The 25,719-nt window shown below is 40.6% G+C and carries 27 protein-coding genes and 2 pseudogenes; 8 read left to right on the top strand and 21 right to left on the bottom strand.

The annotated features are described in order from the left end of the window. Positions 1 to 62: 62 nt before the first annotated feature. A complete protein-coding gene (locus ACXAEO_RS21805) occupies positions 63 to 332 on the bottom strand; it encodes a DUF1871 family protein (RefSeq protein ID WP_474885028.1) in 270 nt (89 codons plus the stop codon). Between the two features lie 102 nt (positions 333 to 434). Here ACXAEO_RS21805 and ACXAEO_RS21800 point away from each other — a divergent pair, with 102 nt between their 5' ends. Further along, complete coding sequence (locus ACXAEO_RS21800) at positions 435 to 1,607, top strand: MalY/PatB family protein (protein ID WP_474885026.1); 1,173 nt, start codon at positions 435 to 437, stop codon at positions 1,605 to 1,607. 56 nt (positions 1,608 to 1,663) lie between these two features. On the opposite strand, the gene ACXAEO_RS21795 is transcribed toward ACXAEO_RS21800, so the two are convergent. Together ACXAEO_RS21795 and ACXAEO_RS21790 are read right to left on the bottom strand one after the other, a co-directional pair. Further along, positions 1,664 to 2,254, bottom strand: coding sequence for a superoxide dismutase family protein (locus tag ACXAEO_RS21795; RefSeq protein ID WP_474885025.1), 591 nt, complete (start codon positions 2,252 to 2,254; stop codon positions 1,664 to 1,666). A 214-nt stretch (positions 2,255 to 2,468) separates the two neighbouring features. Further along, entirely contained in the window at positions 2,469 to 2,666 is a 198-nt protein-coding gene (locus ACXAEO_RS21790) for a hypothetical protein (protein WP_474885023.1), read from the bottom strand. Positions 2,667 to 2,748: 82 nt separating this feature from the next. Between ACXAEO_RS21790 and kapB the strand changes: the two genes are divergently transcribed. After that, the gene (kapB, locus tag ACXAEO_RS21785; RefSeq protein ID WP_474885021.1) at positions 2,749 to 3,144 is read left to right on the top strand and encodes a kinase-associated lipoprotein KapB; all 396 of its coding nucleotides are present in this window, start codon (positions 2,749 to 2,751) and stop codon (positions 3,142 to 3,144) included. 47 nt (positions 3,145 to 3,191) lie between these two features. Here the strand turns inward: kapB and kapD are convergent, their stop codons facing one another. After that, positions 3,192 to 3,815 carry a 3'-5' exonuclease KapD gene (gene kapD / locus ACXAEO_RS21780; protein WP_474885018.1) on the bottom strand — a complete coding sequence of 208 codons (624 nt, stop codon included), beginning with the start codon at positions 3,813 to 3,815 and terminating at the stop codon, positions 3,192 to 3,194. 423 nt (positions 3,816 to 4,238) lie between these two features. Between kapD and ACXAEO_RS21775 the strand changes: the two genes are divergently transcribed. Then, on the top strand, positions 4,239 to 6,083 hold the full coding sequence (locus ACXAEO_RS21775) for a transglycosylase domain-containing protein (RefSeq protein WP_474885016.1): 1,845 nt from the start codon (positions 4,239 to 4,241) through the stop codon (positions 6,081 to 6,083). Between the two features lie 239 nt (positions 6,084 to 6,322). Here the strand turns inward: ACXAEO_RS21775 and ACXAEO_RS21770 are convergent, their stop codons facing one another. From ACXAEO_RS21770 to ACXAEO_RS21740, 7 genes are all read right to left on the bottom strand, one after another. Beyond that, on the bottom strand, positions 6,323 to 6,880 hold the full coding sequence (locus tag ACXAEO_RS21770; RefSeq protein WP_474885014.1) for a DUF5366 family protein: 558 nt from the start codon (positions 6,878 to 6,880) through the stop codon (positions 6,323 to 6,325). A gap of 2 nt (positions 6,881 to 6,882) precedes the next feature. After that, positions 6,883 to 7,266 carry a hotdog fold thioesterase gene (locus tag ACXAEO_RS21765; RefSeq protein ID WP_474885135.1) on the bottom strand — a complete coding sequence of 128 codons (384 nt, stop codon included), beginning with the start codon at positions 7,264 to 7,266 and terminating at the stop codon, positions 6,883 to 6,885. Between the two features lie 177 nt (positions 7,267 to 7,443). Next, the gene (locus tag ACXAEO_RS21760) at positions 7,444 to 7,983 is read right to left on the bottom strand and encodes an HD domain-containing protein (RefSeq protein ID WP_474885013.1); all 540 of its coding nucleotides are present in this window, start codon (positions 7,981 to 7,983) and stop codon (positions 7,444 to 7,446) included. Between the two features lie 192 nt (positions 7,984 to 8,175). Then, complete coding sequence (locus ACXAEO_RS21755; protein WP_474885011.1) at positions 8,176 to 8,775, bottom strand: sulfite oxidase-like oxidoreductase; 600 nt, start codon at positions 8,773 to 8,775, stop codon at positions 8,176 to 8,178. A 99-nt stretch (positions 8,776 to 8,874) separates the two neighbouring features. Next, complete coding sequence (locus ACXAEO_RS21750; protein WP_474885009.1) at positions 8,875 to 10,191, bottom strand: Na+/H+ antiporter family protein; 1,317 nt, start codon at positions 10,189 to 10,191, stop codon at positions 8,875 to 8,877. A 167-nt stretch (positions 10,192 to 10,358) separates the two neighbouring features. After that, positions 10,359 to 11,858: a leucyl aminopeptidase gene (locus tag ACXAEO_RS21745; protein ID WP_474885006.1), complete on the bottom strand. Its 1,500-nt coding sequence runs from the start codon at positions 11,856 to 11,858 to the stop codon at positions 10,359 to 10,361. Between the two features lie 17 nt (positions 11,859 to 11,875). Beyond that, the gene (locus ACXAEO_RS21740; protein WP_474885005.1) at positions 11,876 to 12,253 is read right to left on the bottom strand and encodes a DUF309 domain-containing protein; all 378 of its coding nucleotides are present in this window, start codon (positions 12,251 to 12,253) and stop codon (positions 11,876 to 11,878) included. Between the two features lie 113 nt (positions 12,254 to 12,366). Between ACXAEO_RS21740 and ACXAEO_RS21735 the strand changes: the two genes are divergently transcribed. After that, positions 12,367 to 12,843: a divergent PAP2 family protein gene (locus tag ACXAEO_RS21735; RefSeq protein ID WP_474885003.1), complete on the top strand. Its 477-nt coding sequence runs from the start codon at positions 12,367 to 12,369 to the stop codon at positions 12,841 to 12,843. Between the two features lie 151 nt (positions 12,844 to 12,994). Here ACXAEO_RS21735 and ACXAEO_RS21730 read toward each other — a convergent pair whose 3' ends face one another. From ACXAEO_RS21730 to ACXAEO_RS21720, 3 genes are all read right to left on the bottom strand, one after another. Further along, on the bottom strand, positions 12,995 to 13,717 hold the full coding sequence (locus tag ACXAEO_RS21730; RefSeq protein ID WP_474885001.1) for a 3D domain-containing protein: 723 nt from the start codon (positions 13,715 to 13,717) through the stop codon (positions 12,995 to 12,997). 295 nt (positions 13,718 to 14,012) lie between these two features. Then, positions 14,013 to 14,336 (bottom strand): YuiB family protein, encoded by a 324-nt coding sequence (locus ACXAEO_RS21725; RefSeq protein ID WP_474884999.1) that lies wholly within the window; start codon positions 14,334 to 14,336, stop codon positions 14,013 to 14,015. Positions 14,337 to 14,547: 211 nt separating this feature from the next. Then, positions 14,548 to 15,762 carry an NAD(P)/FAD-dependent oxidoreductase gene (locus tag ACXAEO_RS21720; RefSeq protein ID WP_474884997.1) on the bottom strand — a complete coding sequence of 405 codons (1,215 nt, stop codon included), beginning with the start codon at positions 15,760 to 15,762 and terminating at the stop codon, positions 14,548 to 14,550. Between the two features lie 568 nt (positions 15,763 to 16,330). Here ACXAEO_RS21720 and ACXAEO_RS21715 point away from each other — a divergent pair. Further along, a complete protein-coding gene (locus ACXAEO_RS21715; RefSeq protein WP_474884995.1) occupies positions 16,331 to 17,320 on the top strand; it encodes an NAD(P)/FAD-dependent oxidoreductase in 990 nt (329 codons plus the stop codon). A 42-nt stretch (positions 17,321 to 17,362) separates the two neighbouring features. On the opposite strand, the gene ACXAEO_RS21710 is transcribed toward ACXAEO_RS21715, so the two are convergent. Both ACXAEO_RS21710 and dapF read right to left on the bottom strand, forming a co-directional pair. Further along, positions 17,363 to 17,728 carry a HesB/IscA family protein gene (locus ACXAEO_RS21710; protein WP_474884994.1) on the bottom strand — a complete coding sequence of 122 codons (366 nt, stop codon included), beginning with the start codon at positions 17,726 to 17,728 and terminating at the stop codon, positions 17,363 to 17,365. Between the two features lie 267 nt (positions 17,729 to 17,995). Then, positions 17,996 to 18,850, bottom strand: coding sequence for a diaminopimelate epimerase (dapF, locus tag ACXAEO_RS21705; protein ID WP_474884992.1), 855 nt, complete (start codon positions 18,848 to 18,850; stop codon positions 17,996 to 17,998). A 321-nt stretch (positions 18,851 to 19,171) separates the two neighbouring features. Here dapF and ACXAEO_RS21700 point away from each other — a divergent pair, with 321 nt between their 5' ends. Next, a complete protein-coding gene (locus ACXAEO_RS21700) occupies positions 19,172 to 19,864 on the top strand; it encodes a DUF2225 domain-containing protein (protein ID WP_474884990.1) in 693 nt (230 codons plus the stop codon). Between the two features lie 127 nt (positions 19,865 to 19,991). Here ACXAEO_RS21700 and ACXAEO_RS21695 read toward each other — a convergent pair whose 3' ends face one another. Beyond that, complete coding sequence (locus ACXAEO_RS21695; protein ID WP_474884989.1) at positions 19,992 to 20,231, bottom strand: YuzB family protein; 240 nt, start codon at positions 20,229 to 20,231, stop codon at positions 19,992 to 19,994. Between the two features lie 236 nt (positions 20,232 to 20,467). Here ACXAEO_RS21695 and ACXAEO_RS21690 point away from each other — a divergent pair, with 236 nt between their 5' ends. Further along, a complete protein-coding gene (locus ACXAEO_RS21690) occupies positions 20,468 to 21,535 on the top strand; it encodes an NAD(P)/FAD-dependent oxidoreductase (protein WP_474884987.1) in 1,068 nt (355 codons plus the stop codon). 42 nt (positions 21,536 to 21,577) lie between these two features. Here the strand turns inward: ACXAEO_RS21690 and ACXAEO_RS21685 are convergent, their stop codons facing one another. Then, positions 21,578 to 21,913: a YuzD family protein gene (locus tag ACXAEO_RS21685; RefSeq protein WP_474884984.1), complete on the bottom strand. Its 336-nt coding sequence runs from the start codon at positions 21,911 to 21,913 to the stop codon at positions 21,578 to 21,580. 143 nt (positions 21,914 to 22,056) lie between these two features. Between ACXAEO_RS21685 and ACXAEO_RS21680 the strand changes: the two are divergent. After that, positions 22,057 to 22,348, top strand: a pseudogene (locus ACXAEO_RS21680) (NifU family protein). A 61-nt stretch (positions 22,349 to 22,409) separates the two neighbouring features. Here the strand turns inward: ACXAEO_RS21680 and thrB are convergent. The 3 genes and pseudogenes from thrB to ACXAEO_RS21665 form a co-directional block, all read right to left on the bottom strand. Further along, positions 22,410 to 23,330 carry a homoserine kinase gene (thrB, locus tag ACXAEO_RS21675; RefSeq protein WP_474884982.1) on the bottom strand — a complete coding sequence of 307 codons (921 nt, stop codon included), beginning with the start codon at positions 23,328 to 23,330 and terminating at the stop codon, positions 22,410 to 22,412. Beyond that, positions 23,324 to 24,384 (bottom strand): annotated as a pseudogene (gene thrC, locus ACXAEO_RS21670) (threonine synthase). Before thrC ends, thrB begins: the two are co-directional and overlap by 7 nt. Then, positions 24,384 to 25,685 carry a homoserine dehydrogenase gene (locus tag ACXAEO_RS21665; RefSeq protein ID WP_474885132.1) on the bottom strand — a complete coding sequence of 434 codons (1,302 nt, stop codon included), beginning with the start codon at positions 25,683 to 25,685 and terminating at the stop codon, positions 24,384 to 24,386. Before ACXAEO_RS21665 ends, thrC begins: the two are co-directional and overlap by 1 nt. Positions 25,686 to 25,719 lie beyond the last annotated feature (34 nt).

Genomic DNA, 25,719 nt, shown 5'->3' with positions numbered 1-25,719 from the left:
TTTAAACAGAAAGGACCTGTCACTGAATGTTGATTTCCGTGATAGGCCCTTTTATCATCTGTCTACATTATAGAATCGCACGTGCCGCTGTTTTTAATAAGGAGCAACTCGCTTGCTTTCTTTTCACAAACTGACATTGGAATGATTTCTTCAAAAGAAAATTCATAAATGCTTTGAATACGGCGCGCCAGCTTCTGTTTATCTTCATAGCGATGGACAGCTTCCAGCACATCGACGACTTCGGTCTCATAAGCATCTATTCCATAACCAAGCGGATCCCATGTTAATAAATTCTCCATCAGCTGAATGTTAGTGCTTTGCATGCTATTCATAAAATCCACCTCACATTTTTTTAAAAAAGGATTCATCGTACTCCAATCGAATAATACGTTATATCCATTTTTTCACCTTATAACATAGGAGGATACAGTATCATGCGACAGTCTTTTGATTATATCACGAATCGAAAACAGACTCATTCTGTAAAATGGGATGGTATTCAAACATTTTTTGGCTCTGATGACCTACTACCCATGTGGGTAGCCGATATGGATTTTCAAGCTCCAACTTCAGTCCAGCAAGCATTGCATGAGGCAGTAGAACATGGTGTATTCGGCTACTCCCTCCCATCAGCGGAAACAAACAAGGCCATTGTGAATTGGCTCCAAACACGCTACCATTGGACCATTGATGAAAAATCGATTGTTTACAGCCCCGGGGTTGTGTCTTCAATTAGTATGGCCATTCAAGCTTTTACAGCACCGAAAGACCCTATTTTAATTCAAACGCCCGTTTATACACCGTTCTTTAACATGATTACCGAAAATGAACGAACTCTTATTGAAAACCCGTTAGTTTTAAAAGGTGGGCATTATACCATTGATTTTCAAGATTTAGAAGAAAAATTGAAACAAAACGTCAAAATGATGATTTTATGCAGTCCTCACAATCCTGGAGGACGAGTATGGACACAGGACGAACTAGAAAAAGTATATGACCTTTGCGAAACATACGATGTTTTTTTAGTGTCTGATGAAATTCATGGCGATCTCGTTTATCCGCCGCATCAGCATATTCCAGCTGCCACCGTTAAACAAACGGATTACCAAAAAGTGATGACGTTCATTTCTCCAAGTAAAACATTCAACTTAGCTGGGCTACAAGCATCAGCTGTTATCATTGAAAACAAAGAGCTGCGCAAAACCTTTGTGAAGATGCAGCATAAACAAGGATTTTTTACCTTGAATGCATTTGGAATTAAAGCAATGGAAGCCGCTTACCGTCACGGCGGAGAGTGGTTAGACGAGTTACTCTTGTATCTCCAAGAGAACGTCCAATGTACGTTACAATTCATGGATGAACGACTTCCAAAATTGAAGCCGATGAAGCCAGAAGGAACGTATTTAATTTGGATTGATTGCCGAGAGCTTGGATTATCCGACGAGGAGATTCGCCATTTGCTTCTTGAGCGAGGAAAAATTGCCTTGGAACAAGGGACAAAATATGGGACATACGGGAGCGGCTTTATTCGTATGAACATTGGTTGTCCAAAAGAGCTCCTTCAAGAAGGATTAGAACGTCTTTACCAATCTTTTAGCCATCTTTAAGACGAAACCCCCATCTTCATCCACGTTTTGTGCGATAAAGATGGGGGTTTCGATATTCATTCTTCTTTTTTGCCAGGGTCATTTTGTCCCTCTTCGCCACTTGTTTCTTCCTCTTCTTTTTGCTTGTCCTTATTCTCTGAGATGACTCCACACGCCATGCGCTCACCTGAGTTTCCGGCAGGCTGTGTCATCCCGTCATCTTTTCCTTTATGAATGACAAGAGAAGTACCTTCACTCTGAAGCAACGAATTTTTTCCTTCTTTCATCGTCACCGCCGGTGCTATTAGCGTTCCATCGAACTTGCCATCCTCTTTCACGATTAAGTTGGGCAAGTCTCCTGCATGAGCTCCTTCTGGATGGAGAAGGCCATGCTCCTTTTCATCCGGATTGAAATGATTACCGGCGGATTTAAACTCTGGTGCAGTACAAATTCCTACTTCATGGATGTGAATGGCATGCTCACCAGGCGGGAGACCTTCTAAAGCAAATTCAAGTTGAACACCATCAGTTTTTTCACTCACCGTTACCTGCCCAAGTGAGTCCCCGACGGAATTGAACAACTCTACATCTTTTTTCGTCACTTGCTGCTCCATACAACCAGTTAGAAAGAAAAGAGCTAAAAAGAAAGGGCCAGCTGCTTTATTCATATGTCCCTCCAATAAAAATGTCTTTGTGTCTTCAACATTTTCTCCACCGTCAACCAAATTTAAACCCTTTTCTATTAATGAACAGACTGTAAATGTTGGGTGGAATATGAAGGAATGCTCATGCTTTTGCAACAGATGAGGTCTGAAAAACATTCTGCGCTTTCGAAACTTGCGAATTTGTTTATGATAGTAAGACTCCTGATAAAAATTCCCTTTATTCTCGATTGGATTCTTTCAGCTTTTCCTCCAGCTGTTTAGCAGCCTGAGCCTCTTTTTTGGATATTTTGATGATGAATCTCATTGTAATGACAGCTGCTATTCCGAACAAAAGCATCGTAAAAGCGGCAGGAATGTATTCTGATTTATCTTCCGGAAAGTACAAAAATAACTGCAATGTGAAAAATAGAAACAAATTGAACACCTCACCTGTAATCTTCTTATCCTATATCCTTTATAATATGTTTATACTCATCTATCAAGGAGGACCATTAACAATGAACGAAAAGGAACTGAAAATTGGCGATATTGTGACCGGCATTTACAAAACAGGAAAGTACATTGGTGAAATTACAGAAGACCGCGCTTCCCACTTTCTCGTAAGAGTGAAAGCGGTCCTAAAACATCCACAGCAAGGTGACTTGCATCATCCAAAGGACGCACAAGTGCCTTTTTTTCATGAGCGACGTGCGCTTGCTTTTCGTGAACAAACGAATATTCCAAAAGCAATGGTCAAGCCATATGTAGGAGAGATTCCCGACTACTCTTCTTCTTTAAATCAAGCTATCGACGAATTGCTGGACCAGTTAGAAACAGAAACATCCCCTTATGCTTCTATGAGTCGAGAAAGGTTATTATCTTTAAAACAAGACTATTTTCAAGGTCGTTCGTAAAAAAGACAAATAAAAAAGCCAAATCACTCTTGTTGTTGATTTGGCTTTTACAAAGCAAATTTATTAAGCAGTTTGGAAAAATCAACCCGTTCACCAATGGTCGTCGGTTCCGGCTGTGCTAAATAGCGCTTGTCGTTTTCTACTAGTTTGAAAATATTGTACGTCGTCATTGCATCATCCAGGGCGCAATGGTGCTTTCCTGTCCCTTCTTTTCCATACTCCTGTACCGCCTTCCATAATCCTGTTTGATTTTGGTCTCCAAAGAAACGCTTATATTCCATCGATAAATCGATTTGCTTCCCTTTAAAAGGGAATGTCAGTCCGTTTTTCTGACAATTATGCCTTAATACCTTCATATCCATGTTGCCCCACGTAATAATAGTGCTCGTACCAAGCCGTTCATAGCTTTGAAGCTGATGAATCAGCTGTTCGACATTCATTCCGTTATCGACTTGATCTTGTTGAATATTAAGGAAAGATTTGCAGCGTTCTGTCAAAATCGGAAAAGCAGCGGGTTTTACATAGGAAGAAAAGGTGTCACGAACCTCTTGATTGACAACGGAGACAATGCCTACTTCAATGATTTCAGGGAAAAAACCTTTCGGATTCCCTTTGCCCTCAGGCATAGTAAATTCAAAATCGATAAACAAATATTGATGGTCATAACTCATTTATTCTTCACCCCTAGCAATATCCGTACATGATTATTACTTCATTATATCATGTAACGGTTGATTATACGCCTATTTTTTACATTTCTCCATAAAGATTCTGAATTTTCAAGGCGCCTCATTCTACTTTATTCATCAGCCTGTCTAATTGATTCAGGCAATTACCCTAAATTTTGATTTTTTACGATAAAAGAAACTTCCATGAGGAGGTGTGCTCCCTTCTCTCCAACCATTGGCGTCACCGATGGCTCTGCCACTGCTAAAAGTGTGATTTCGGTCATTAAGCACGTTAATTGCGTCCCTTGTTATGAAAGAGCAGATTTTCCTGTAGCACTTCACCCTTTCATTTGCTACAATGACAAGCATGATAGACGAACTAGAGAAAGAGTGAAGGATTTGAGGACGTTTGCAGGGTTTCTCCTATTGGGTATTCAACTGCCCTTGTTTGCCATCGTTCTTTTTTTGGCAGCAACCGAATGGAATGGCATTCAATCTGTTCATACAGCCATCCAGCAAAAAATGCAGATTCAACAAATCTCCCTTCCCCAAAACAGTTATTTGTATGACAAAAATGGTCGTGTCTTTTCTGAAATTCATTATGGGGAAAGGAGAAAGTATATATCAATTGAGCACATACCCCAAACGGTCATCGATGTTTTTTTGACAACAGAAGATCAACATTTTTACGAGCATCAAGGTTTTGATATAAGCGGCATCATTCGCGCCTTTGCCGTGAATATAAAAAGCCAGTCCATTGAACAAGGAGGCAGTACCATTACTCAGCAGCTGGCGCGAAATTTGTTTTTAACTCATGAACGGTCTTACAAGCGCAAGCTGAATGAATTGTATTATGCCTACCAGCTTGAGCAGCAATTAACCAAAGCGGAAATTTTGGAGCTATATTTAAATAGCATTTATTTCGGTCATGGAATTTACGGCATTGAAACAGCTAGCTCGTATTACTTCAGTAAGAAAGCCACGGACTTAACATTGGCGGAAACGGCTTTCTTAGCCTCTATTCCCAATAATCCGAGCTTGTACGACCCTTTGGCTCCAGCACCGAAAACGGCGTTGCGCCAGCAGTTTATTCTTGAAAAAATGCTGAAAGAACAAAAAATTGATGAACAACATTATGAACAAGCGCAGCAACAACCGATTTCCTTAAACCTTTCAAAAGGCAAAGACGCTTATCCTGATTATACGACGTACGTTCAAGAAGAGTTTACAGAACTCATTTCATCAAGTGAGGGATTCACCAAACGCCTGCAATCAGCAACAGAACAAGAAAAAGGAGTCATTCAACAAGAACTAACAAAGCGAGTAAGAGACGTACTCCAGTCCGGTGTTCACATTCATACCGGTCTTTCTACCACTCTTCAGGAAAAAGGAAGTTCTACTTTAAAAAATGCGCTTCCTCAAACCGATGTGAACGGTGCAGCCGTCATCATTGATCATCAAACGAACCAAATCAGCGCCATTCTGGGCGGCAAAGACTATCAAAAAGCAGATTTTCACCGCGCTTACCAAGCAGTGCGCCAGCCTGGCTCCGCCATTAAACCGCTGCTTGTCTATGCCCCTTACATTAATGAACGACAAGTAGGGACCAACCATCTCGTGAGCGGTGAAGCCTTTTGCCTCAATGGGTATTGCCCCCAAAATGCGAGCGGACGCTATTACGGAATGGTCCCTATTGAAACGGCCTTTAAACATTCGTATAATACGCCTGCTGTTCGCCTGTTCCATCAACTGGGCATCGAAACAGCCTTTCAATACCTTGAAGCTTTTCAATTTGGACACATCCATCCTTTAGATTATCATGCAGCAGCGGCTGTCGGAGGCTGGACATACGGCGTAACACCACTTGAACTGACAAGTGCGTATACCGTCTTTTCTCATGACGGAACCTACAGCCCGTCTCACGCAATTGTCAAAGTAACAGATCCCAATGGAAAAGTATTGTACCAGTGGAAAGACACTCCTATACGTGTCTGGTCAAAAGAGACAAATAGCATTATGAGAGGATTGTTGCAAGAGGTCATTAACAGTGGCACCGCTCAAAAAGCGAAAATGGCTGAAGGTTATAATGGAGGAAAAACCGGTACGACAAATGCGTATAAAGATTTCTGGTTTATCGGTCTGAACGACCATTATACGATTGGTGTCTGGGTTGGAAGCGATCAACCAAAAAACAACCAAGCACTCTCTAAACAAAGTCCGCATTTGCTTATTTGGAAACAACTTATGGAAACGACCCAGTCTGTTCCGTAGCATCATGACTCTTTAAACAAAAAAGGGGTGTCTGAAAAGAGAAACACCACCTCTTTTCAGACACCCCCTGCAAAATAGACCATTACCAAAACCGAGGAGTATTACGGGTTTTGATAAACGGTCTATTTTGCATAAAGAGAAGAACGATCATTTCGTCGAAAATTTTGATACTTATTAGACAGCCTCTTTTCACTTTACATGAAATAATCTCACTATGTAGTTTGCACAAAAACTTCCCCTCAAATAGGGAGACTTTTCAACATACTGTGATAAAACGTAAGAGCGAGGTATAGGAGGCCTGTAAAAAAAACTGCCCATGCCAAGATGTGAAAGAAGATAAAACCGACAAACGATAACGGTTTGAATAAGCCATTTAATGCATATACGACATAGATAAAATAGCTACAAGCCGTCACCGCAACGATGATTACAATCCATAGCAATGAATGGGAAACAAAAATGGACAGAACGGAGCCAATCAAAAAAAGAAGTGTCCCTTTATTTGTTTGGAAGTGTTCCCCTTCCTGATTTTTAGAAAATAAAAAAAAGGAAACATCCATTAATGTATCTCCTATCAACTTTAGCGCAGCAAACAGCATAAAAAAGAAAAAACTTAACAGCAAAAATAAGGTCAGCGCTAATTGTGTTTCAGAGAAAAAGATCCTTAGCCCTTCGTAAATTCCTAAAGATCGAAAAAGGTCTAATAAAAAAAAGCTTACGTAAATGCCTAACGACATACTAAATAAAACAATGGATAATAAAGGGGCATAGCTCGTGATGTATTTACTTTTCATCATTCTTATTTTTTCTTTAAGACGGCCATGGTACAACGGGAAATGCAGATTAGTTTTCCATCTTCATCGTTAATGTTAATTTCCCAAATCATCGTCGTTTTTCCTTTATGAAGCGGAATAGCAGTCGCCGTCACAATCCCTTCACGCTTAGCGCGAATATGATTCGCATTAATTTCCAACCCCACACAAGCTTCCGTTTCTTTGTCTACACATGCATAGGCGCCAATACTCGCCACAGTCTCTGCAAGGGCAACAGAAGCCCCTCCATGCAGTAAACCGAAAGGCTGCCTTGTACGTTCATCAACAGGCATGGTGGCGACAACCTTTTCTTGACTTAAATGAGTAATTTCAATCCCCAACGTTTCGATTAGTGTATTTTTCACATCCATCATAAATCCTCTCCTTCTCTATCGCTTTCATCGTATCTTTCATCTTCTGTATGTTCTACGCTTTTTTCTTATCTCCTGCCATTAGTCAGCATATGATGGCATTTCCGGCACACCAACCCACATATTAAGCGTTTTTGTCCAATATAAAACAGCAATGATTATTATATCATTGCTGTTTTAAGAGCCAAACTGTTCCATTGGTTTATATTGAAGCCATTGATCAATTTTCCCATCAAGTTCTTTTATTTTTTTGAGTGCTTGAGAATCGCTCATTTGGCGATAGTGATGTTTTCCACCAGGTTCTTCGTCGGCTTCATCAGCAAGACGAACAACCTTTTGCAAAGGACGCTGCTTTAACGTTCCTTCTGGCAAGTACGAGTCCGTATGCAATAAAATAGCTAGGGCAATCTCTTTCGCGTTTTGAGGCTCTTCTCCAAGGCGGATGAGTAACTTATGGGCTCTTTCCGCACCTTTAATGGCATGGATATCATTTTCTTTATATTTTTGATAATCCCACTGTCCGTCTGTATACCATTCATAATGTCCAACATCATGCAGCAAAGCAGCCTTTGTCGCTAAATCAGGATTAACATTAAACTGCATGGAAAGACGATAGGCATGATAAGCGACAGAAACAGCATGGGCAACACCTGATCGTTTCAAATATTTTTGAGCAATCGGATGGGTAAAAATATCCGTTAACGTTACGCTTCTCATTTCCAATCACCTCATTTTAGGTATTTCCGTAAACAATATCATACTTGCCAAAAAAGAGCAATGGAATTGTGAGGAACGTTCACATTGCCCTTTTTGTCTATTATATGTCCCCGTCAAATGATGCGTGCGGACAAACATCGCATATTAGGCAGCTTGCTATAGAAAAACATTGTAGTAAAAAGCAATCGTTGTTTAATCCCAAGAAAAACGTTGCTCTTTCCACGGGTTTCCGTAATTGTGATAACCATTTCTTTCCCAAAAACCTGGTTGATCTACTTCCGTAAACTCGATTTTCCGCAGCCATTTGGCACTTTTCCAAAAGTATAAATGAGGAACAACGGCGCGAAGTGGAAAGCCATGTTTAGGAGTAAGTGGCTCCCCGTTGTGGGAATGAGCTAACAGCGTCGTGGCTTCCAAAAAATCAGAAAGCGGAAGATTCGATGTCCAACCCTCTTCTGCATGGAAGATTACATAACGTGCTGTTGGTTGGACCTTTATATGCTTGACGAGCTCTGATGACGAGATTCCCGTCCAACAATTATCAAGCCTTGACCAGCCTGTTACACAATGAATGTCACTAAAAATTTCCGTCTGAGGCCAATTCATTAACTGCTCATATGTAAAGATTTGAGGCTGTTCGACAAGACCAAAAACCGTTAAACTCCATTCACTTAAATCCGAGTAGGTCGGAACATTACCATGATGCAAAACCGGAAACTTAGTCGTAACATGCTGATTAGGGGGGACCCGACAATCGGTTGAGGAAGTCGACTTCACGTTACCAAAAAACATTTTTCCACGCTCCTTTCCCTTATTGTACCCGCAATTCAGTACGCTTTTCCAAAATAAACATCCCTGCACAGACTGTTCCATGCAGGGATGTCATCGAACTTATAAAACTAATGCAGCAATCCACCCAAACACAATTAATGGAATATTGTAGTGAATAAATGTTGGGACACATGTTTCCCAAATGTGATTATGCTGTCCGTCAATGTTTAAACCAGATGTCGGTCCTAACGTACTATCAGACGCTGGTGAACCTGCATCGCCTAACGCACCGGCTGTTCCAATAATTGCAATGGTTGCCAATGGACTAAAGCCAAGCTCCATACATAATGGAACAAAGATTGCCGCAATAATTGGAATTGTTGAAAACGAAGAACCAATCCCCATTGTGACCAATAATCCAATAATCAGCATAGCCAATGCGCCGACTGCTTTACTGTTGCCGATTAAATTAGCTGAGTTTTGCACAAGTGTGTCAATGTGACCCGTCTCTTGAAGTACCGCAGCAAACCCAGATGCCGATAACATGACAAATCCGATAAAAGCCATCATTCTCATACCGTCTGTAAGCATGCTGTCCGCTTCATTCCATTTGATGCTTCCGCTGAAATATACAACGATAATCCCAGCTAATGCGCCAAAAATCATCGAATCAAGCTGAAGTTGAATGACTAAAGAGGCAACAATCGCTACTAAAGCAGCTGTAATTCCTCTGCTCGTATAACCTGTTTTGGAATCATTTTCAACAATGTCAACCTCTTCATACACACGCGGCTTACGGTAAGAGAAGAACACGGCAACTAACAAACCAACTAACATTCCTAATGCTGGAATGGCCATCGCTGCTGGAATATCTGTCTTATTAATAGTCATTCCCGCTTCTTGCATATTTCCGAAGACAATATCGTGATAAATCGCCCCAAATCCTGTTGGCAAGAAAATGTATGGTGTAATAAGACCGAACGTGATTACTGTTGCGATCAAGCGACGGTCTAACTGTAATTCGTTAAATACACGCAGTAAAGAAGGAATTAAAATAGGAATAAATGCAATGTGAATTGGGATTAAGTTTTGTGAAAAACACGCCATTGCCAAAATAATTAAGACGATTAAAACTTTTGATAAAGCTTTTCCTTTAGAATCGCCCTTTCGCCCTACTACTTTTAACGCGAATTGTACAATTGCTTCAGGTAATCCCGTTTTGGAAATCGCGACAGCGAAGCCTCCAAGCAATGCATAGCTTAGCGCAACGGATGCGCTGTTTCCTAATCCGCCTGTAAACACTTCGACGGTTGTATTTAAACCAAGGCCACCGGCAAGACCTCCAACCATGGAACCAATAATTAAAGAGAAAACGACGTTCACACGAAGCAAACTTAAAACAAGCATCGCGAGAACGGCAAGAATAACTGCATTCATTGATGAAACCCCCGAACCTTTTTCTTTAATGTGGTAAATCATTAGAGAATTAAAATATAAATTTATTATAGTATGTATAAAAAATTTGTCAATGGAAATTTTTAAATCACTACAGAAGACCACATCAAAAAAACTGGTCATGCTTCTAACACATGACCAGCTTTCTATTACTTCCTTTCAAATCGTTGCACAAGTGTCGCGAGCGTACGAACCATTACTCCCGTCGCTCCTTCAGGTCCTAAAGCATGGGCAGCTTTCGTTTCCGATGTTCCAGCAATATCTAAATGAACCCACGGCGTTCCTTCCGCAAACTCTCCAATAAACGCGCCACCCATAATCGCATGGCCTTCACGTCCCGGAGAGTTGTTTAAATCCGCAACCTTACTGCCGCGCACACGTTCTTTATCTTTTTCAAAAATCGGAAGTTGCCAAATCGGCTCTCCGGCCTCACTACTCGCTTCCGTCACTTGTTTGAGCCATTCCTCATTGTTGGTCATCGCTCCTGTCGTATGCATGCCTAATGCAATAATAACGCCCCCCGTGAGCGTCGCCACATCCACTAAATAATCCGCACCATGATGTTTCGCATATGTGACAGCATCTGCTAAAGCAAGTCGTCCTTCTGCATCGGTATTTAGTACTTCAATGGTTTTCCCGCTCATCGATGTAATCACATCATCCGGCTTTAATGCTTCTCCGCTAATCATATTATCAGTAGAAGGAATCACCGCGACGACATTTTGTTCCGGTTTTAATTCACCGATAATTTCCATAGCACCTAATACAGAGGCAGCACCGGCCATATCGGTTTTCATTCCAACAATTCCATCCTTCGGCTTGAGCGAGTAACCACCTGTATCAAACGTAATACCTTTCCCTACAAGACCGATGACATCTTCCCATTGTTCTTTTCCTTGATATTTCAACACAATCATTTTAGGAGGCTCAACTGATCCTTTATTAACAGCGAGCAATGCCCCCATCCCGAGCCTTTCCATTTCGTCTTTTTCTAGTATTTCTAGCTCAAAATCATATATGCGAGCTAGTTCTCGGGCATACTCAGCCAAATCAGACGCCGTCAACATATTGCCGGGCAAATTGACAAGCGTACGAGCAGAATTCGTGGCTTTTCCATATGTATAACCGACCGTTAAAGCAGCGTGAAGCTCTTTTTCATCTCCGTTTGTATAGATAGTAGCATGCCTTAAGCTTTTATCCGGCTCGTTTGACTTCCGCTTATAATTTTCAAATCTATAGGTAGAAAGTGGCCACGCTTCGCTTAACGCATGAGCTGCATCATATGTGTCGAGTTCATCTGTCACAAACGTATCTAACGCGACGGAAACCTCTTGAATCTTCGCTTTTTGCAGTGTTTGGAACAATGAACCAAATGCTTCCTTCAAGACCTGTTCCGTCAATTTGTCCTTTTTGCCAAGTCCCACAAAAAACAATCGTTTAGCGCCAAGCTTTCCAAGCGTATGTATTTTGGACACTTGTTTGGCTTTAACATCGATATCCCCTTCTTTAATAAACGTTACTAATTGGTGGTCAAGCGCCTCATCAAGGTCCGCTATCAGTCCTTGCGGCTGTTGGTTTTGATGAAAAAGACCAATCACCAACGCTTCCGTTTCTTGTTGTAACTCAAACTGGTTTTTTACTGTAAACATGGTTGCGCTCCTCTCCATTACTCTTCTAAATATAAAATTAAATGTGGAAGTACAGGCAGACGATGAATGTGTGCAAATGGAACAACCTCTACGTCAGAAGGAATGAGTTGTCGGCATTGCTGAATAAATTCCATAACCTGTTCTACATTCAATCCCCAGTAGACTGGACGATATGGCTGTAAATAGTGATATGCCGCCGTCATCATTGCTCTTGCCCCCTTTACATTCCCGTATCCGTAATGATACAGGGCCACCGTCATTTGAAGTAAACCTTTTAAAAATAAATTGTTTTTTTCCAACATCCACAGCTCTTCCAATAAATCATGACAGGTATAATAATCTCCTTCATTGAATTTAATAAAAAATTCATAGTATTCTAGAGGATAGAAATACATTCTCTCTCCTCCCTTATAGATTCAACCACTTTTCTTCAGGGAAAGATTATATAGTATATGATATCAAAAGCCGAAATAATCTGTTAATCATTTCATGTAAAGGAGCGAAATTTATGGAGATATTCACAAACTTCCCACTTTTAAGCGCATTTGTTGCGATCATATTTGCTCAAGTCGTAAAAGTGCCGATTGAATTTATCGCGACAAGAAAATTCCATTGGGGGCTTGCATTTAGCACTGGAGGAATGCCAAGCTCGCATTCCGCTGCGGTCACGGCCTTAACAACGGCCATCGGATTATCTGAAGGAACGGGTTCTCCCTATTTTGCCATTTCAACAATCTTTGCTGTCATTGTCATGTTTGATGCAACAGGCGTACGCCGACATGCCGGTGAACAAGCAATCGTGTTGAATAGGCTCGTAGAAGATTTCCACCTTTTTATTACAGAAGCGAAAATGTGGCCAGAGCAAGCAGAGAAGCAAAAACAAGAAAAGCTAAAAGAATTGCTTGGCCACCAACCAATTGAAGTATTCTTTGGGGCCATCACAGGTATTATCATTGCTTATGTTATGTATTTTCTCCTTCCGTAACGATCTTTGTTCTACCATTAATAAAAAAATGCGATTTGAAAATGACTCACGTTATCTCAAACCGAAAAGCAAAACTCCCTCTTTTCTAAGAAAAGAGCATAGAAAAAGATGCCATCACCGCTTGCGTTTCCGCTGATGGCATCTTCACGTTTTAGGAAGACTTTGTTTTAATGTATTGCTGGCGAAATACTTGCATTGATTCATTTTCATTTAACATCGTTAGTTCTTCTTCAGTCAATGTCCCGGTTCCTCGCTTCACAACATACACCTCTAAAGTTCGCTTCCCCCAAGAATTATATACGTCATGTACTGTTTCATAATACAAATCTAACCGGTTCCCTTTAATAGCACCGCCTTTGTCCGCGACTACCCCATAACCATACTCGGGGATAAACAAAATTGTTCCAATCGGAAACACTGTTAAATCTGCTGCGATGGTTGAATATAAATCACGCTTCACCTTTACTCCAGAGTATGTAATACCATAAGAGGCATCTCCTGGATTTTTCCCTGTTGATTCATATCCAGCCGTATAACCAGTCGCTATGACACTTGCAGTTGGATATTTCGACCAATCAATCTCGGTTTCCAACGTTCCGGTTTGCGTTTTAGAAACGATCTGTTCACTTGAAATTTGCATCGCGTCCTGACTTTGACGAAATACGGCTTTATACGATAATGAATGAGCTTTGTAATTATTGTCTTGATAAGAGTACGTGGAAAAAGACGAATTAGAGCTTTGCCATGGTGTACGTTCATGTACCCAATTTACAATGGTTTTTGCTTCTACACCGGATATCGACTCCCCTGTTGTAATGAAGGCACCGATAAACAATAACGTCATACTAAATCGTTTCATTATTTTTTTAATCATTACGAATATGACAACTCCTCTCACGATTCTATTCCTTTCCAAATCGAAAAGAAATTATGCGCGAAGGAATTTATTCCATATTTTTACAAACCTATTTTCACAAGGATGTGGCATAACATGATGGGTGATAAAAACTAAGAACCAAAGCGTTTCAAAAAGTGAGACCTGACGGGTAGAACTGGTGTTTTAATAAAAAATCCGTTATAAAAATTCCTTTGTTTTACGGAATTTTTATAACGGATTTTTCAGCAGACTGGAGGAAGTGAACCGATTCCTCTCTTCTTGCCATTCTGCTTTAAAACATTCGATATCCTTTTGCACGAAGCCAACGAATGACAAGGCCAGAGACAATCGCTCCTATCAAACCAGATGTTAAAATAGCGATATCAGCAACGGCCAAAGACGTAATTTTCTCTCCTAAATGAGCGAAAGAGTCGCCTGGCTGCTGGATGTATTCAATAAATCTTATATCATCAACAATTAAAACGAAAATGATAGGATATAATACGGCCATGATCCATGACATTCTCAGTAACATATTCAGTAAGAAACCGATTCCAAAGAATAAGACAAAAAATAGCAGAATAGATATTAGTAAAACGGGAATACTCATTTCCATGGTGCTCTCACCTCCTGTACACATCCTATTTTAGTGTACTAAAAAGGTGTATATGAATCCACATAAATAACAAAATGAGGGAAAAAAGCAATCCCCTCTCAAAGAAGCCATGAGCTTCCATGTCTAGTTAGTTACAGAAAAGACGTCTTGTTCCTCCTAGTATAGAAAAAGAGGACATGCGCAACACGTCATGCCCTCTTACTTTTTATTTTTAGAAAAAGTTGAATTTACCTTTTTTCATTACAAGACCCGCTCCGCCTTGTAAGAATAATGCACGGTTATCAACTACTTTTTTCATGAACGAAGCACTTGAACCGAATAGTTTTCGGTCAAACACGATACCAATTGCATCGTCATGTCCAAGTGAACATACTGTTCCTTTCAAGTCAGGCTTGAATGCTTCCATCTCACCTTGACCACGTACTAATACAGCTAAGTTTTTCGCACATGTCACACCTTCTTGCATAGCAACTTGCGCTGTTGGTGGATATGGACGGTTAATTTCTTCATTGATAATCAATGAACAGTCACCAACGATAAAGATGTTTTCATGTCCAGGTGCACGTAAATCCGGCTCTACTTTAACACGGCCACGCATGTTTTCAAAGCCAGCTTTTTCAATCAGATGACTTCCACGTACACCAGCAGCCCAAATTACTGTGCCAGCTTTAATTTCTTCTACTTGATCGTCTTTCGCAACGATAATACCATCTTCCGTACATTCTTTAATGGCTGTACCGATTTTGAATTCAACGCCTTTGCGCTCTAATTGCGTTACTGCATACTCAACTAGCTCCGGATCGAATCCAGGTAAAGCCGTTGGTGCTGCTTCTACACAGACGATGCGTACTTTTTCACGTGGAATATCAAATTCTTTACATAATTGAGGGACACGGTTTGCTAGTTCGCCTACTAATTCAATACCAGTAAAGCCGGCACCCCCTACAACGATTGTTAATAACTCATCGCGTCTAACCGGTTCGTTGTTGTACGTAGCGAAAATATAGTCAATATGCTCACGAATTTGACGAGCAGCGTTAATGTTTGCAAGTGAGAAGGCATGTTCTTTTAATCCTTTAATGCCAAATGTTTCAGACTCGTATCCAAGCGCAACTACTAAATAGTCGAATTCAATTTCTCCGCCTTCTAAAATGACACGCTTTTCTTCTGTTTTAATATCAACGACTGTATCTTGAACAAATTGCACTTTGCTTTTGTCAATTACGTCAGCAATTTTAAAGCGAGAACGATCGTGGTGCAATGTACCAGCAGATACTTCATGCAACCAAGTTGTTTCATAATGGTAGTCGTTTTTGTTGACAAGTACGATTTCGGCTTCGCTAACTCCTAACTTCTTTTGAAGATTAACAGTCGTCATTAGACCGCCGTAACCAGCACCAAGAATTACAATTTTAGGCTTTCTCATTGCAATGTCATCCACCTTTTCTATAAAATGTTTTATTATTATCTTTAGTTTGACGATGGAACCGGTGTTTTTTCATTATTGTAAACATCTCATTTCGTTCCTATCCGTCGCCTTGCCTCAAAGTGTTGCACAATGTTTGTGAATTACTTCACGTACTCAACCGAAAATGTACGAAAGTTGTGATAAAATTGTCATAAAATCTTAACAATATGCCTACCAAACATCATATGTCTTTTCGCAAACTTTTTCAAGACAAAATTCACTTCTTTCTACCGCCACTAGCCTTCACGCACATTTTTGACTACGTTTTAGATGGAAGAGCGAATATTCTTGCTTTATATACCAATAAGCTTTCGGAATTTCTTACCATGTTCACCAATTCAACAGCGGCTTTTATTTACTCATTCTCTGTTTTGGAAGTTCATGACTAACGTATTCTGCCTCTACCGTTGTGCTAATAACAACGCTATATTTTCATGAAAAACCAATACGTTCATCAATATTTTTCCTATAAGTTGTGCTATCATAAAACATGGTGACATATTTACATATTCAAGGGGTGACGAGAATGAAGGAAGATCAAAAAGTATACGATATTACCATTATCGGCGGAGGACCTGTAGGTTTATTTACTGCTTTTTACGGTGGAATGCGACAAGCAAGCGTCAAAATTATTGAAAGCTTGCCTCAATTAGGTGGTCAGCTTTCTGCGCTTTACCCGGAAAAATACATTTATGATGTAGCTGGATTTCCAAAAGTCCGTGCACAAGAATTAATTAATAATTTAAAAGAACAAATGGCGAAATTCGATCCAACCATTTGCTTAGAGCAAGCTGTCGAAAAGCTCGAAAAGCAAGCAGACGGCATCTTTAAACTCGTTACAAATAATGAAATCCACTACTCCAAAACCGTTATTATCACAGCTGGAAACGGTGCGTTCCAACCTCGAAAAATTGAATTGGACGGAGTAGAAAAATTCGAGAAAACAAATCTTCATTATTTTGTTGATGATATGAATAAATTCAAAGGGAAAAAGGTTGTTGTGTGCGGGGGCGGAGATTCCGCTGTAGACTGGGCTCTGATGCTTGAGCCGATTGCTGAGAAAGTAACAATTGTTCATCGACGCGACAAATTCCGTGCCCATGAGCACAGTGTAGAATTATTGACGAATTCAAAAGTAGATGTTAAAACACCTTACGTTCCTGTTGAATTTGTTGGGGAAGATCGCATTTCCCAAGTCGTGTTAGAAGGTGCCAAAGGTGAAGAGAAAGAAGTGCTTGATGTCGATGATGTCATTGTAAATTTCGGCTTCATTTCTTCTTTAGGTCCTATTAAAGAATGGGGACTAGAAATTGAAAAAAATTCTATCCTTGTGAATACAAAACAAGAAACAAATGTCCCTGGGATTTACGCGGCTGGAGACATTTGCACATATGAAGGAAAAGTAAAGCTCATTGTTGCCGGATTTGGCGAAGGTCCGACAGCCGTCAATAATGCGAAAGCCTTCATTGATCCAAAAGCAAGAGTACAACCTTTACACAGTACTTCCATGTTTTAACCGAAAAATGACGAGCGCCCACGGCACTCGTCATTTTTAGATTTAGCATTCTTCCGGTGTACCAGCGTTTGTCTCTGTTCGGAAAGAAGACCCGCAACCACAGGAAGCAATGGCATTCGGATTATCAATCGTAAAGCCTCCACCAAGCATGGATTCTTTGAAATCGATTTTTGTTCCTTTTAGAGCCGGCGCACTGTCTTTATCGACAAGCACTTTAATTCCGTGCTGCTCTAACTGCACATCGCCTTCTTTAATTTCATGATCAAACCCCATACCATAAGAAAGACCGCTGCAACCGCCACCTTGAATCGCAACGCGTAAGTAAGCATCCAACTCGCCATGTTCTTTCATCATATCTTTTATTTGAAAGCTTGCTGCTTCAGTAATTGTTAAAATATCTGCACTCATGTTCTTTAGCCTCCCTTTTTTCATTATATACATTTAACTGTTTCTTTTAATGACCCGCTTCCATCCTTCCAATTGACTCCTTCTCGGTTTCAACTTTCCTCAAATGGGTTCCAAAAGGGTCCTAATAAGTACCGAAAAAATCTGAGAAGGGAGCTCTCCCAGCTGCCGGTCATGTTGGACATAGATAACAGTTAGCCAATCAGGCGGATTCTTTTATTAGTATACTCTGATTAGCATCTATCAACAAATAATCTGCCGCAGAAAGTGTTAATAATAGTACGTTCCAGTACAAATCGTCTCAGCTGGTCCTGTCATAAGCACAGTGCCATCTTCTTTCCACGTAATAACTAAATCACCACCTGCTAGGTGAACAGTTGTCGGTACTCCTTTGGCTGTGTGGCCGTTTAAGACAGAGGCAACAACTGCTGCACAAGCTCCTGTTCCACACGCTTGTGTCACACCTGACCCTCGCTCCCACACTCGAAAGTGCAATTCGTCCTCCTTTACGACTTCCACAAACTCCACATTAACCCCTTCTGGAAACATCGAGTGTTTCTCGACAATTGGACCTAATGTTGTTACAGGCGCATGTTCAATGTCTTCCACATAAAAGATAACGTGAGGATTTCCCATTGAAACAGCAGTCATTTCATACTGTTCTTCATTAAAGGTCACCGCTTCTCCAACCACAAGGTCTTGTAATGGGCCGGTCATCGGAATCTCACGGCTCGCTAAACGCGGCTCGCCCATATCAACTGTCACGCTTTGAACAATGCCTTCTTCTGCTTGTACGTGCGCTTCCACTAATCCCGATAATGTTTCAATATGGAACGTTTCCGTTTGTACTAGATTATGCTCGTATGCATATTTAGCGACACAACGCAGACCATTTCCACAATTTTTCCCTTCTGATCCATCATTATTAAAAATCCGCATTTTAACGGGAGCTACATCAGACGGGCAAATTAAAATCATCCCGTCAGACCCAATCCCTGTATATACATTAGACACTTTGACAGCCAACTCTGATAGTTCATGCTCCTGCAATTGTTCTTCAAACATATTCACATAAATATAATTATTTCCAAGTCCGTGCATTTTGGTAAATTGAAAGCTTTTCACATCAATTCCTCCGCTCCAGAAATTTTTTTATTGTTTAATAGTATAAAGATATCTGCAAAAGAGCACAATATAAACATCCCCCGTTTTAAACTCCTTGATTGCTTTAATCGAGGGGTTTTTATTATGCTTCTTTCCTTCTATGCTCTCCTCCCCCTTTTTACCTTTCTTCCCACCACTATAACTATTATCCTACTCGTTTACACCTCACATTTTTTCAGTAGTTTTTTTAGTGTATTTCTCCCTAAAAGTAGTTATAAAGGTTTATAATATATTTATAAAAGCGAGCATTTTCTTAAATACTAAGGAAAGGAGATAGGATAAATGAATCAGTTGCTTCCACTTTACGACCGCACTATCACCTGTATGGTTTGTCATCAGAAGTACACAACTAAAAAAATTCGTTTACGATTTATTAAAGCCGTTAAATACGACACTGACTTTTATACGCACTATCAAAACGACGAACTAAATCCTATTTTATACCATGTTAATGTGTGTCCACATTGCGGTTTTTCAGCAACAGATGACTTTGTTCCCTACTTTCCTCCAAATTCACTCGATTCTATTAAAGAAAAAATATGCAGTCAATGGAATAAGCAAAACTACGGGAAAGAAAGAACAGTTGACCAAGCAATTAATACTTATAAATTATCCATCTACTGTGCTTCATTGAAAAAAGAAAAGCATATTGTAATGGCTGGCTTACTGCTTCGCCTTGCTTGGCTTTACCGAATGACAGGGCAATCCGACCAAGAACTCCATTTCATGTCATATGCCAGACAGCACTATATTGAGTCATACAGCAAAGATGATTTCCGCGGCACACGAATGGGAGTTGTCAGGATTTTATACATGATTGGAGAATTAAGCAGGAGGACAGAATGTGACAAACAGGCTGCCCTTTACTTTTCAAAAATTATTCAACACCATTCAAAGGATAGCGATCAAAAGATGGTCGAAATGGCTCGAGAACGTTGGTACGAAATTCGCGAACAGCAAAAAACAGCGATGTAGGGACTTAGCAACCTTTCCAACACAGCCAGTGTCCGAGATGCACGACAAATAGACCGAAAGCAAATTCTCCATTCATAAAGGAAATTGCTTTCGGTCTATTTAGTATTTATGGGTCTGCCTACTTTATTCAAAACATTGGATTTTCTTCTAAATATTGATAAACATTCTCCACTAATTGGTCAGGTGTTTCAGCTGTAACAATTTCTCCATTCACAAGAGCAAACATCGTATGCGCACATTTTCCGCAATACCCTAAACAGCCATACTCAATAATGTCTAAATTAGAGTCTTTTTCCAGTTGCTCGAGTGCCTTTTGAGAACCGCTTGCTAAATTGCTAATACAAAATTCTACAATGGGTTTGATCATCTTTTTCACCTCTCTACTAACTTTTTAATCGTACCTTGTTTGACAGAAAACGTCAATTTAACAGCACAAGCAAATTGTGTTGGAAATTACCTAAAACATGTTGTTATTTTCCTTTAATTTCGTTATACTTTTAGGTGCAATAGCATTAAACGTGCTATCATAAAATGTTATTTTCATAAAATATGTTATCAAATATACAGATAGATAAATGCATAGAAGGCAAAGGAGAAATTTCCATGAAGAACCTTGTTATTCTTGGTGGCGGTTATGGCGGCATGCGTATACTACAAAGACTTCTCCCCAATCAACTACCAGAAGATGTCCAAATTACACTCATTGATAAAGCCCCTTATCACAGCTTAAAGACGGAATTTTATGCATTAGCGGCAGGAACCATTGCTGATCAACATGTTCGTGTAACATTCCCAGAACACCCACGCTTACAAATCAAATATGGACTTGTAACACAAATTGATTTAGATAACAAAGTCATTCATCTACAAGATGATGACCATGTAACCTATGATGATTTAGTTATTGGTCTTGGTTGCGAGGATAAATACCATAATGTTCCTGGTGCGGAAGAGCACACATACAGCATTCAATCCATTGATGCATCAAGAAAAACGTACCAAATGCTGAACAATCTTCCTGCCCACTCCGTTGTATCTATTGTCGGAGCCGGATTAAGTGGTGTGGAACTTGCAAGTGAATTAAGAGAAAGCCGTCCCGATCTTACTATTAAACTGTTTGATCGCGGCAGACATATTTTATCTGCTTTCCCGGAAAGATTGAGCAATTATGTACAGGAATGGTTTACATCCCACGGGGTAGAAATTGTTAATAATGCGAATATTACAAAAGTAGAAGAACATGCTGTCTACAATCATGATCAATGCATTCCAAGTGACGTTATTGTTTGGACAGCCGGTATCCAACCTATTAAAGTCGTCCGTGACTTAAATGTTGAGAAAGACCCTCAAGGAAGAGTCGTATTAACTCTTCATCATAATTTACCTTCTGATGAGCATGTGTACGTAGTCGGAGATTGTGCAAGCCTTCCTCATGCACCGAGTGCTCAATTAGCTGAAGGTCAGGCAGAGCAAATTGTACAAATTCTTTTAAAACGATGGAACGGGGAAGAGCTACCAACTGAGCTTCCAGCGATTAAATTAAAAGGTGTACTCGGCTCTCTCGGGAAAAAACATGGATTTGGTTTACTTGCTGAGCGTCCTATTACAGGCCGTGTTGCCCGCTTGTTAAAATCAGGTATTCTTTGGATGTACAAAAATCATAGCGGATAATCCATTACCTTCACACGTCAACAAGCCCTTTAGAGTCCTGCTCTAAAGGGCTTGTTTTGGCATATATCCGTATTTTTGAAGTTCTTCATAAATGCGTTTTAGCTTTGGGTTTCCCTCTCCTACTATTTCCCCCTTAATGACGACAACGGGATAGAATAGGTCTTCCTCAACCACTCTTTGGGCAAATGCTCTTTTCTCTTCACTTTCAGGTGGGCTGTGAATGTCCACATACGTTAAATCAAACGGCTGATCAGGAAATTTTCTCGAAATCGCTGCCTCCAGCCAGTCATAGGTTTCTTTCGATGACGGCAAGTTTACACAGCTAGCACAAATAATTTCCGCTCCATATACACAAATTTCTATTTTTTCCATCCCCATGCTATTTCCCCCTCTTCATTGTCTTCCCTTCAAGCTTTTTGCTACAAAACACTATTGTTTCCCCGTCACCTTACACTCATTTTACAAAATGAATGAACCTATTCACCCTTTACATATAGGTTATCATTACCGACTGCAGTTGAATAGATTTTTTCAGTAAGACCGTTTATAATGATAATAAGGAAGGAGTCGATTAATATGTCAGAAATGGATATCAAAGAACAAGTTCAAGAAGTATTAGATAAACTGCGTCCGTTTTTACTACGTGACGGTGGAGACTGTGAACTAGTCGATGTAGAAGAAGGCATCGTAAAATTACGTTTACTTGGCGCTTGCGGAAGCTGCCCAAGTTCAACGATTACATTAAAAGCAGGTATTGAGCGCGCTCTTTTAGAGGAAGTACCTGGAATTATTGAAGTAGAACAAGTATTTTAATCTAACAGAAAAAACGGGGCCCCTGTAGGAGTCCCGTTTTTTTGTCCAAAAAGACGACTCATCAGTAGGAGTTAGCTTTAACTTCCTTCACTGTTTGAACACCTTTTGAATCAATGTTTAACACACTAATATCACAATCAGGCAAAATAGTTTGCAAATAGGCTCCGATTTCTTGCCCGCTTCCTTTTTCCGCTAAACAAAGAACAGTTGGACCTGCTCCGCTTAACGCCACTCCAATGGCACCTTTCTTTTTCGCTTCACGGCGTACAATGTTAAGTTCTGGAACAAGCGCTGAACGATACGGCTCATGAAACAAGTCTTTTTCCATCATTTCTCCAACAAGTCGCCAATTTTGACTCGCTAATGCAGCAGACAATACATTTCCGATTGCAGCTGCCGCAACGGCTTCTTTATAAGAAAGTTGAGTAGGAAGAACGCTTCTAGCCTCGACTGTTTTTAATTCATATTGCGGAATAACGGCCACAATATCCAAATCAAGATTCGAAAGATGAACGAGATGTGTTACTTCGTCATGATGACTGCCAATAACAATCCCTCCGTATAAAGAAGGACCCACATTGTCCGGGTGTCCTTCTAGTAAGCTGGCAATGTCCATCTTCTCCTCAATTGTAAGCTGTAAATCTCCTAACACATTCGCCAGTTCAATTCCGGCTACAATCGCCGAAGCACTACTTCCGAGTCCACGTGCCAAAGGGATATCACTTTCTACTTCCACCTTTACAGGCGGGAGAGACACATTGTACTTATCAGCGACTTGTACCGCCACTTCGTACATAAGATTGTCTTTCCCTGTAGGGATCCCCTCAACATCCTTCGTTTTTGGAATAAACTCCCATTCCGTCGAATGTTCTACTTTTAAAGACAAATACTTAGATAGCGCTATACCAATAGAATCAAAGCCAGGTCCTAAATTAGCAGAGCTAGCAGGAACAGTAATGAACAATCGCTCGTAATTTAGCATACGGCCACCACACCTTGAATATGAGCAAACACTTCTTCCTCATCATTTGGCAGTACAATCGGTTTGACATCATTCACATCAATAGCTGTGCTCGGATCTTTTAGTCCATTTCCTGTCAATACAGCTACAACCGTTGCTCCTTTTGGAATGATCCCTTGCTTCACATGTTTCATAACACCCGCAATCGATGCGGCTGAACCAGGTTCTGCAAACACGCCCTCATGCTTAGCAATTAAGCGGTACGCAGCCACTATTTCTTCATCGGTTACTTCATCAATCTGGCCCTTCGATTCTGCTGCCGCATTCACGGCATATTGCCAACTAGCCGGGTTGCCAATTCGAATGGCTGTCGCAATCGTTTCTGGATTTTCAATGACCTCATTACGCACAATTGCCGCGGCGCCTTCAGCTTCGAATCCATGCATATGCGGCAATCCTGTTTGATGATGTTCGTTGTATTCCTTAAAACCTTTCCAGTAAGCAGTAATATTTCCTGCATTTCCAACTGGAATGGCCAATACATCCGGTGCCTTGCCCAGCTGGTCGCAAATTTCAAACGCAGCTGTTTTCTGTCCTTCGATACGATATGGATTGACTGAATTCACAAGTGCAATAGGCGCTGTTTCACTTAATTTACGAACCATTGATAAAGCATGATCAAAATTTCCTTCAATCGCCACGATTTCAGCTCCATACATCACAGCTTGCGCTAATTTTCCCATCGCAATCTTCCCGTTTGGAATGACAACGATACAACGCATGCCTGCTCGAGCCGCATATGCCGCGCGGCTGCCGAAGTATTGCCAGTCGACGCACAAATAATCGTTTGGCTTCCTTCTTCTTTTGCCTTCGCAACCGCCATGACCATTCCTCGGTCTTTAAAAGAGCCCGTTGGATTAACACCATCAATTTTCACGTGCAAATCAATGCCAAGTTCTTCAGAAAGGTGAGGAAGGTGAAGCAATGGGGTATTGCCTTCATTTAATGTCAGCATTGGTGTGTTTTCTGTAATCGGTAAATACTCTCTATACTGATGCAATAACCCCCGCCACATCATAATGTTCCATCTCCTTCAACCCGATAGCTGCTTTTTACACTTTCCACGATAGCTGAATCGTTTAATTGTTGCAGAACTTCTTCATAGTCTTTTAACGACGCTTGATGTGTCACGATTACAATTTCAGCCAATTCACTATCTTTTACCGGCAATTGAATGATTTTTTCAAAACTTACGCCTCTTTCTGAGAACAAAGTTGTCAGCGCAGCAAACGCACCAACTTGGTCTTTCACATGGATGCGCAAGAAATATTTAGAAAACATTTGATCCGATTCTTTCAATTGTTTTGCGTGCTGCGGAGCCACTGCACTTCGTCCATTTACACCGAGACGCATATTTTTCATCACACCGACAAGATCGGATACAATCGCTGTTGCTGTTGGTAAACTTCCTGCCCCTGGACCGTAAAACATCGTTTCTCCAACTGCTTCTCCATATACATAAACAGCATTATACTCATCATTTACAGACGCAAGTGGATGGGAATCAACTAGCAACGTCGGCTGAACACTCACTTCCACATGCTCCCCCGTACGATGCGCATAACCGATTAGCTTCATCGTATATCCTAGCTGCTTGCTGTACTGTAAGTCTTCTTCCGTGATTTGTGTAATGCCTTTAACCCGTACATCATCAAGGTCGATTTTCATAGAAAAACCAAGCGTAGCCAAAATTGTCATTTTACGTGCCGCGTCTAGTCCTTCTACATCCGACGTCGGATCAGATTCCGCATACCCAAGCGCTTGAGCTTCTGCCAACACATCTTCATACGCACGCCCATCTTTGCTCATTTTTGTTAAGATGAAGTTGGTTGTCCCATTAACAATCCCCATCATTTTCGTTACACGGTCTGATGCCAACCCTTCTACTAAGCTGCGAAGAATCGGAATGCCACCTGCAACACTTGCCTCATAGAATAAATCACATTCATTATCTGCTGCGACCGTTAACAATTCTGAGCCATAGAGGGCCATTAAATCTTTATTAGCCGTTACAACATGTTTTTTATTTCGCAATGCCGTTAAAATGTAATCGCGTGTTTTCTCAACGCCGCCCATTACTTCAATAATGACATCAATCTCTGGATCGTGAAGTACATCTTCAACGTTTGTCGTTAATTTATAGGAATCAATATCTACATCCCGTTTTTTATCAATGCTTTTAACTAGCACTTTTTTGACTTCCACTGGACAGCCAATTTGATGCATCAGTTTATCTTGATGATTTTCAATGATTTTTACTACTCCGCTACCGACTGTTCCAAGTCCTAATAAACCAACTGAAATACTTTTGACCATCATTTCCACCCCGTTTGTTTTCTCTTAAAGTACA

The sequence above is a fragment of the Bacillus sp. ABA4_010 genome (assembly GCF_056159105.1).
The sequence above is the reverse complement of the archived record's forward strand: the minus strand, read 5'-3'. Positions and strand labels throughout refer to the sequence as shown.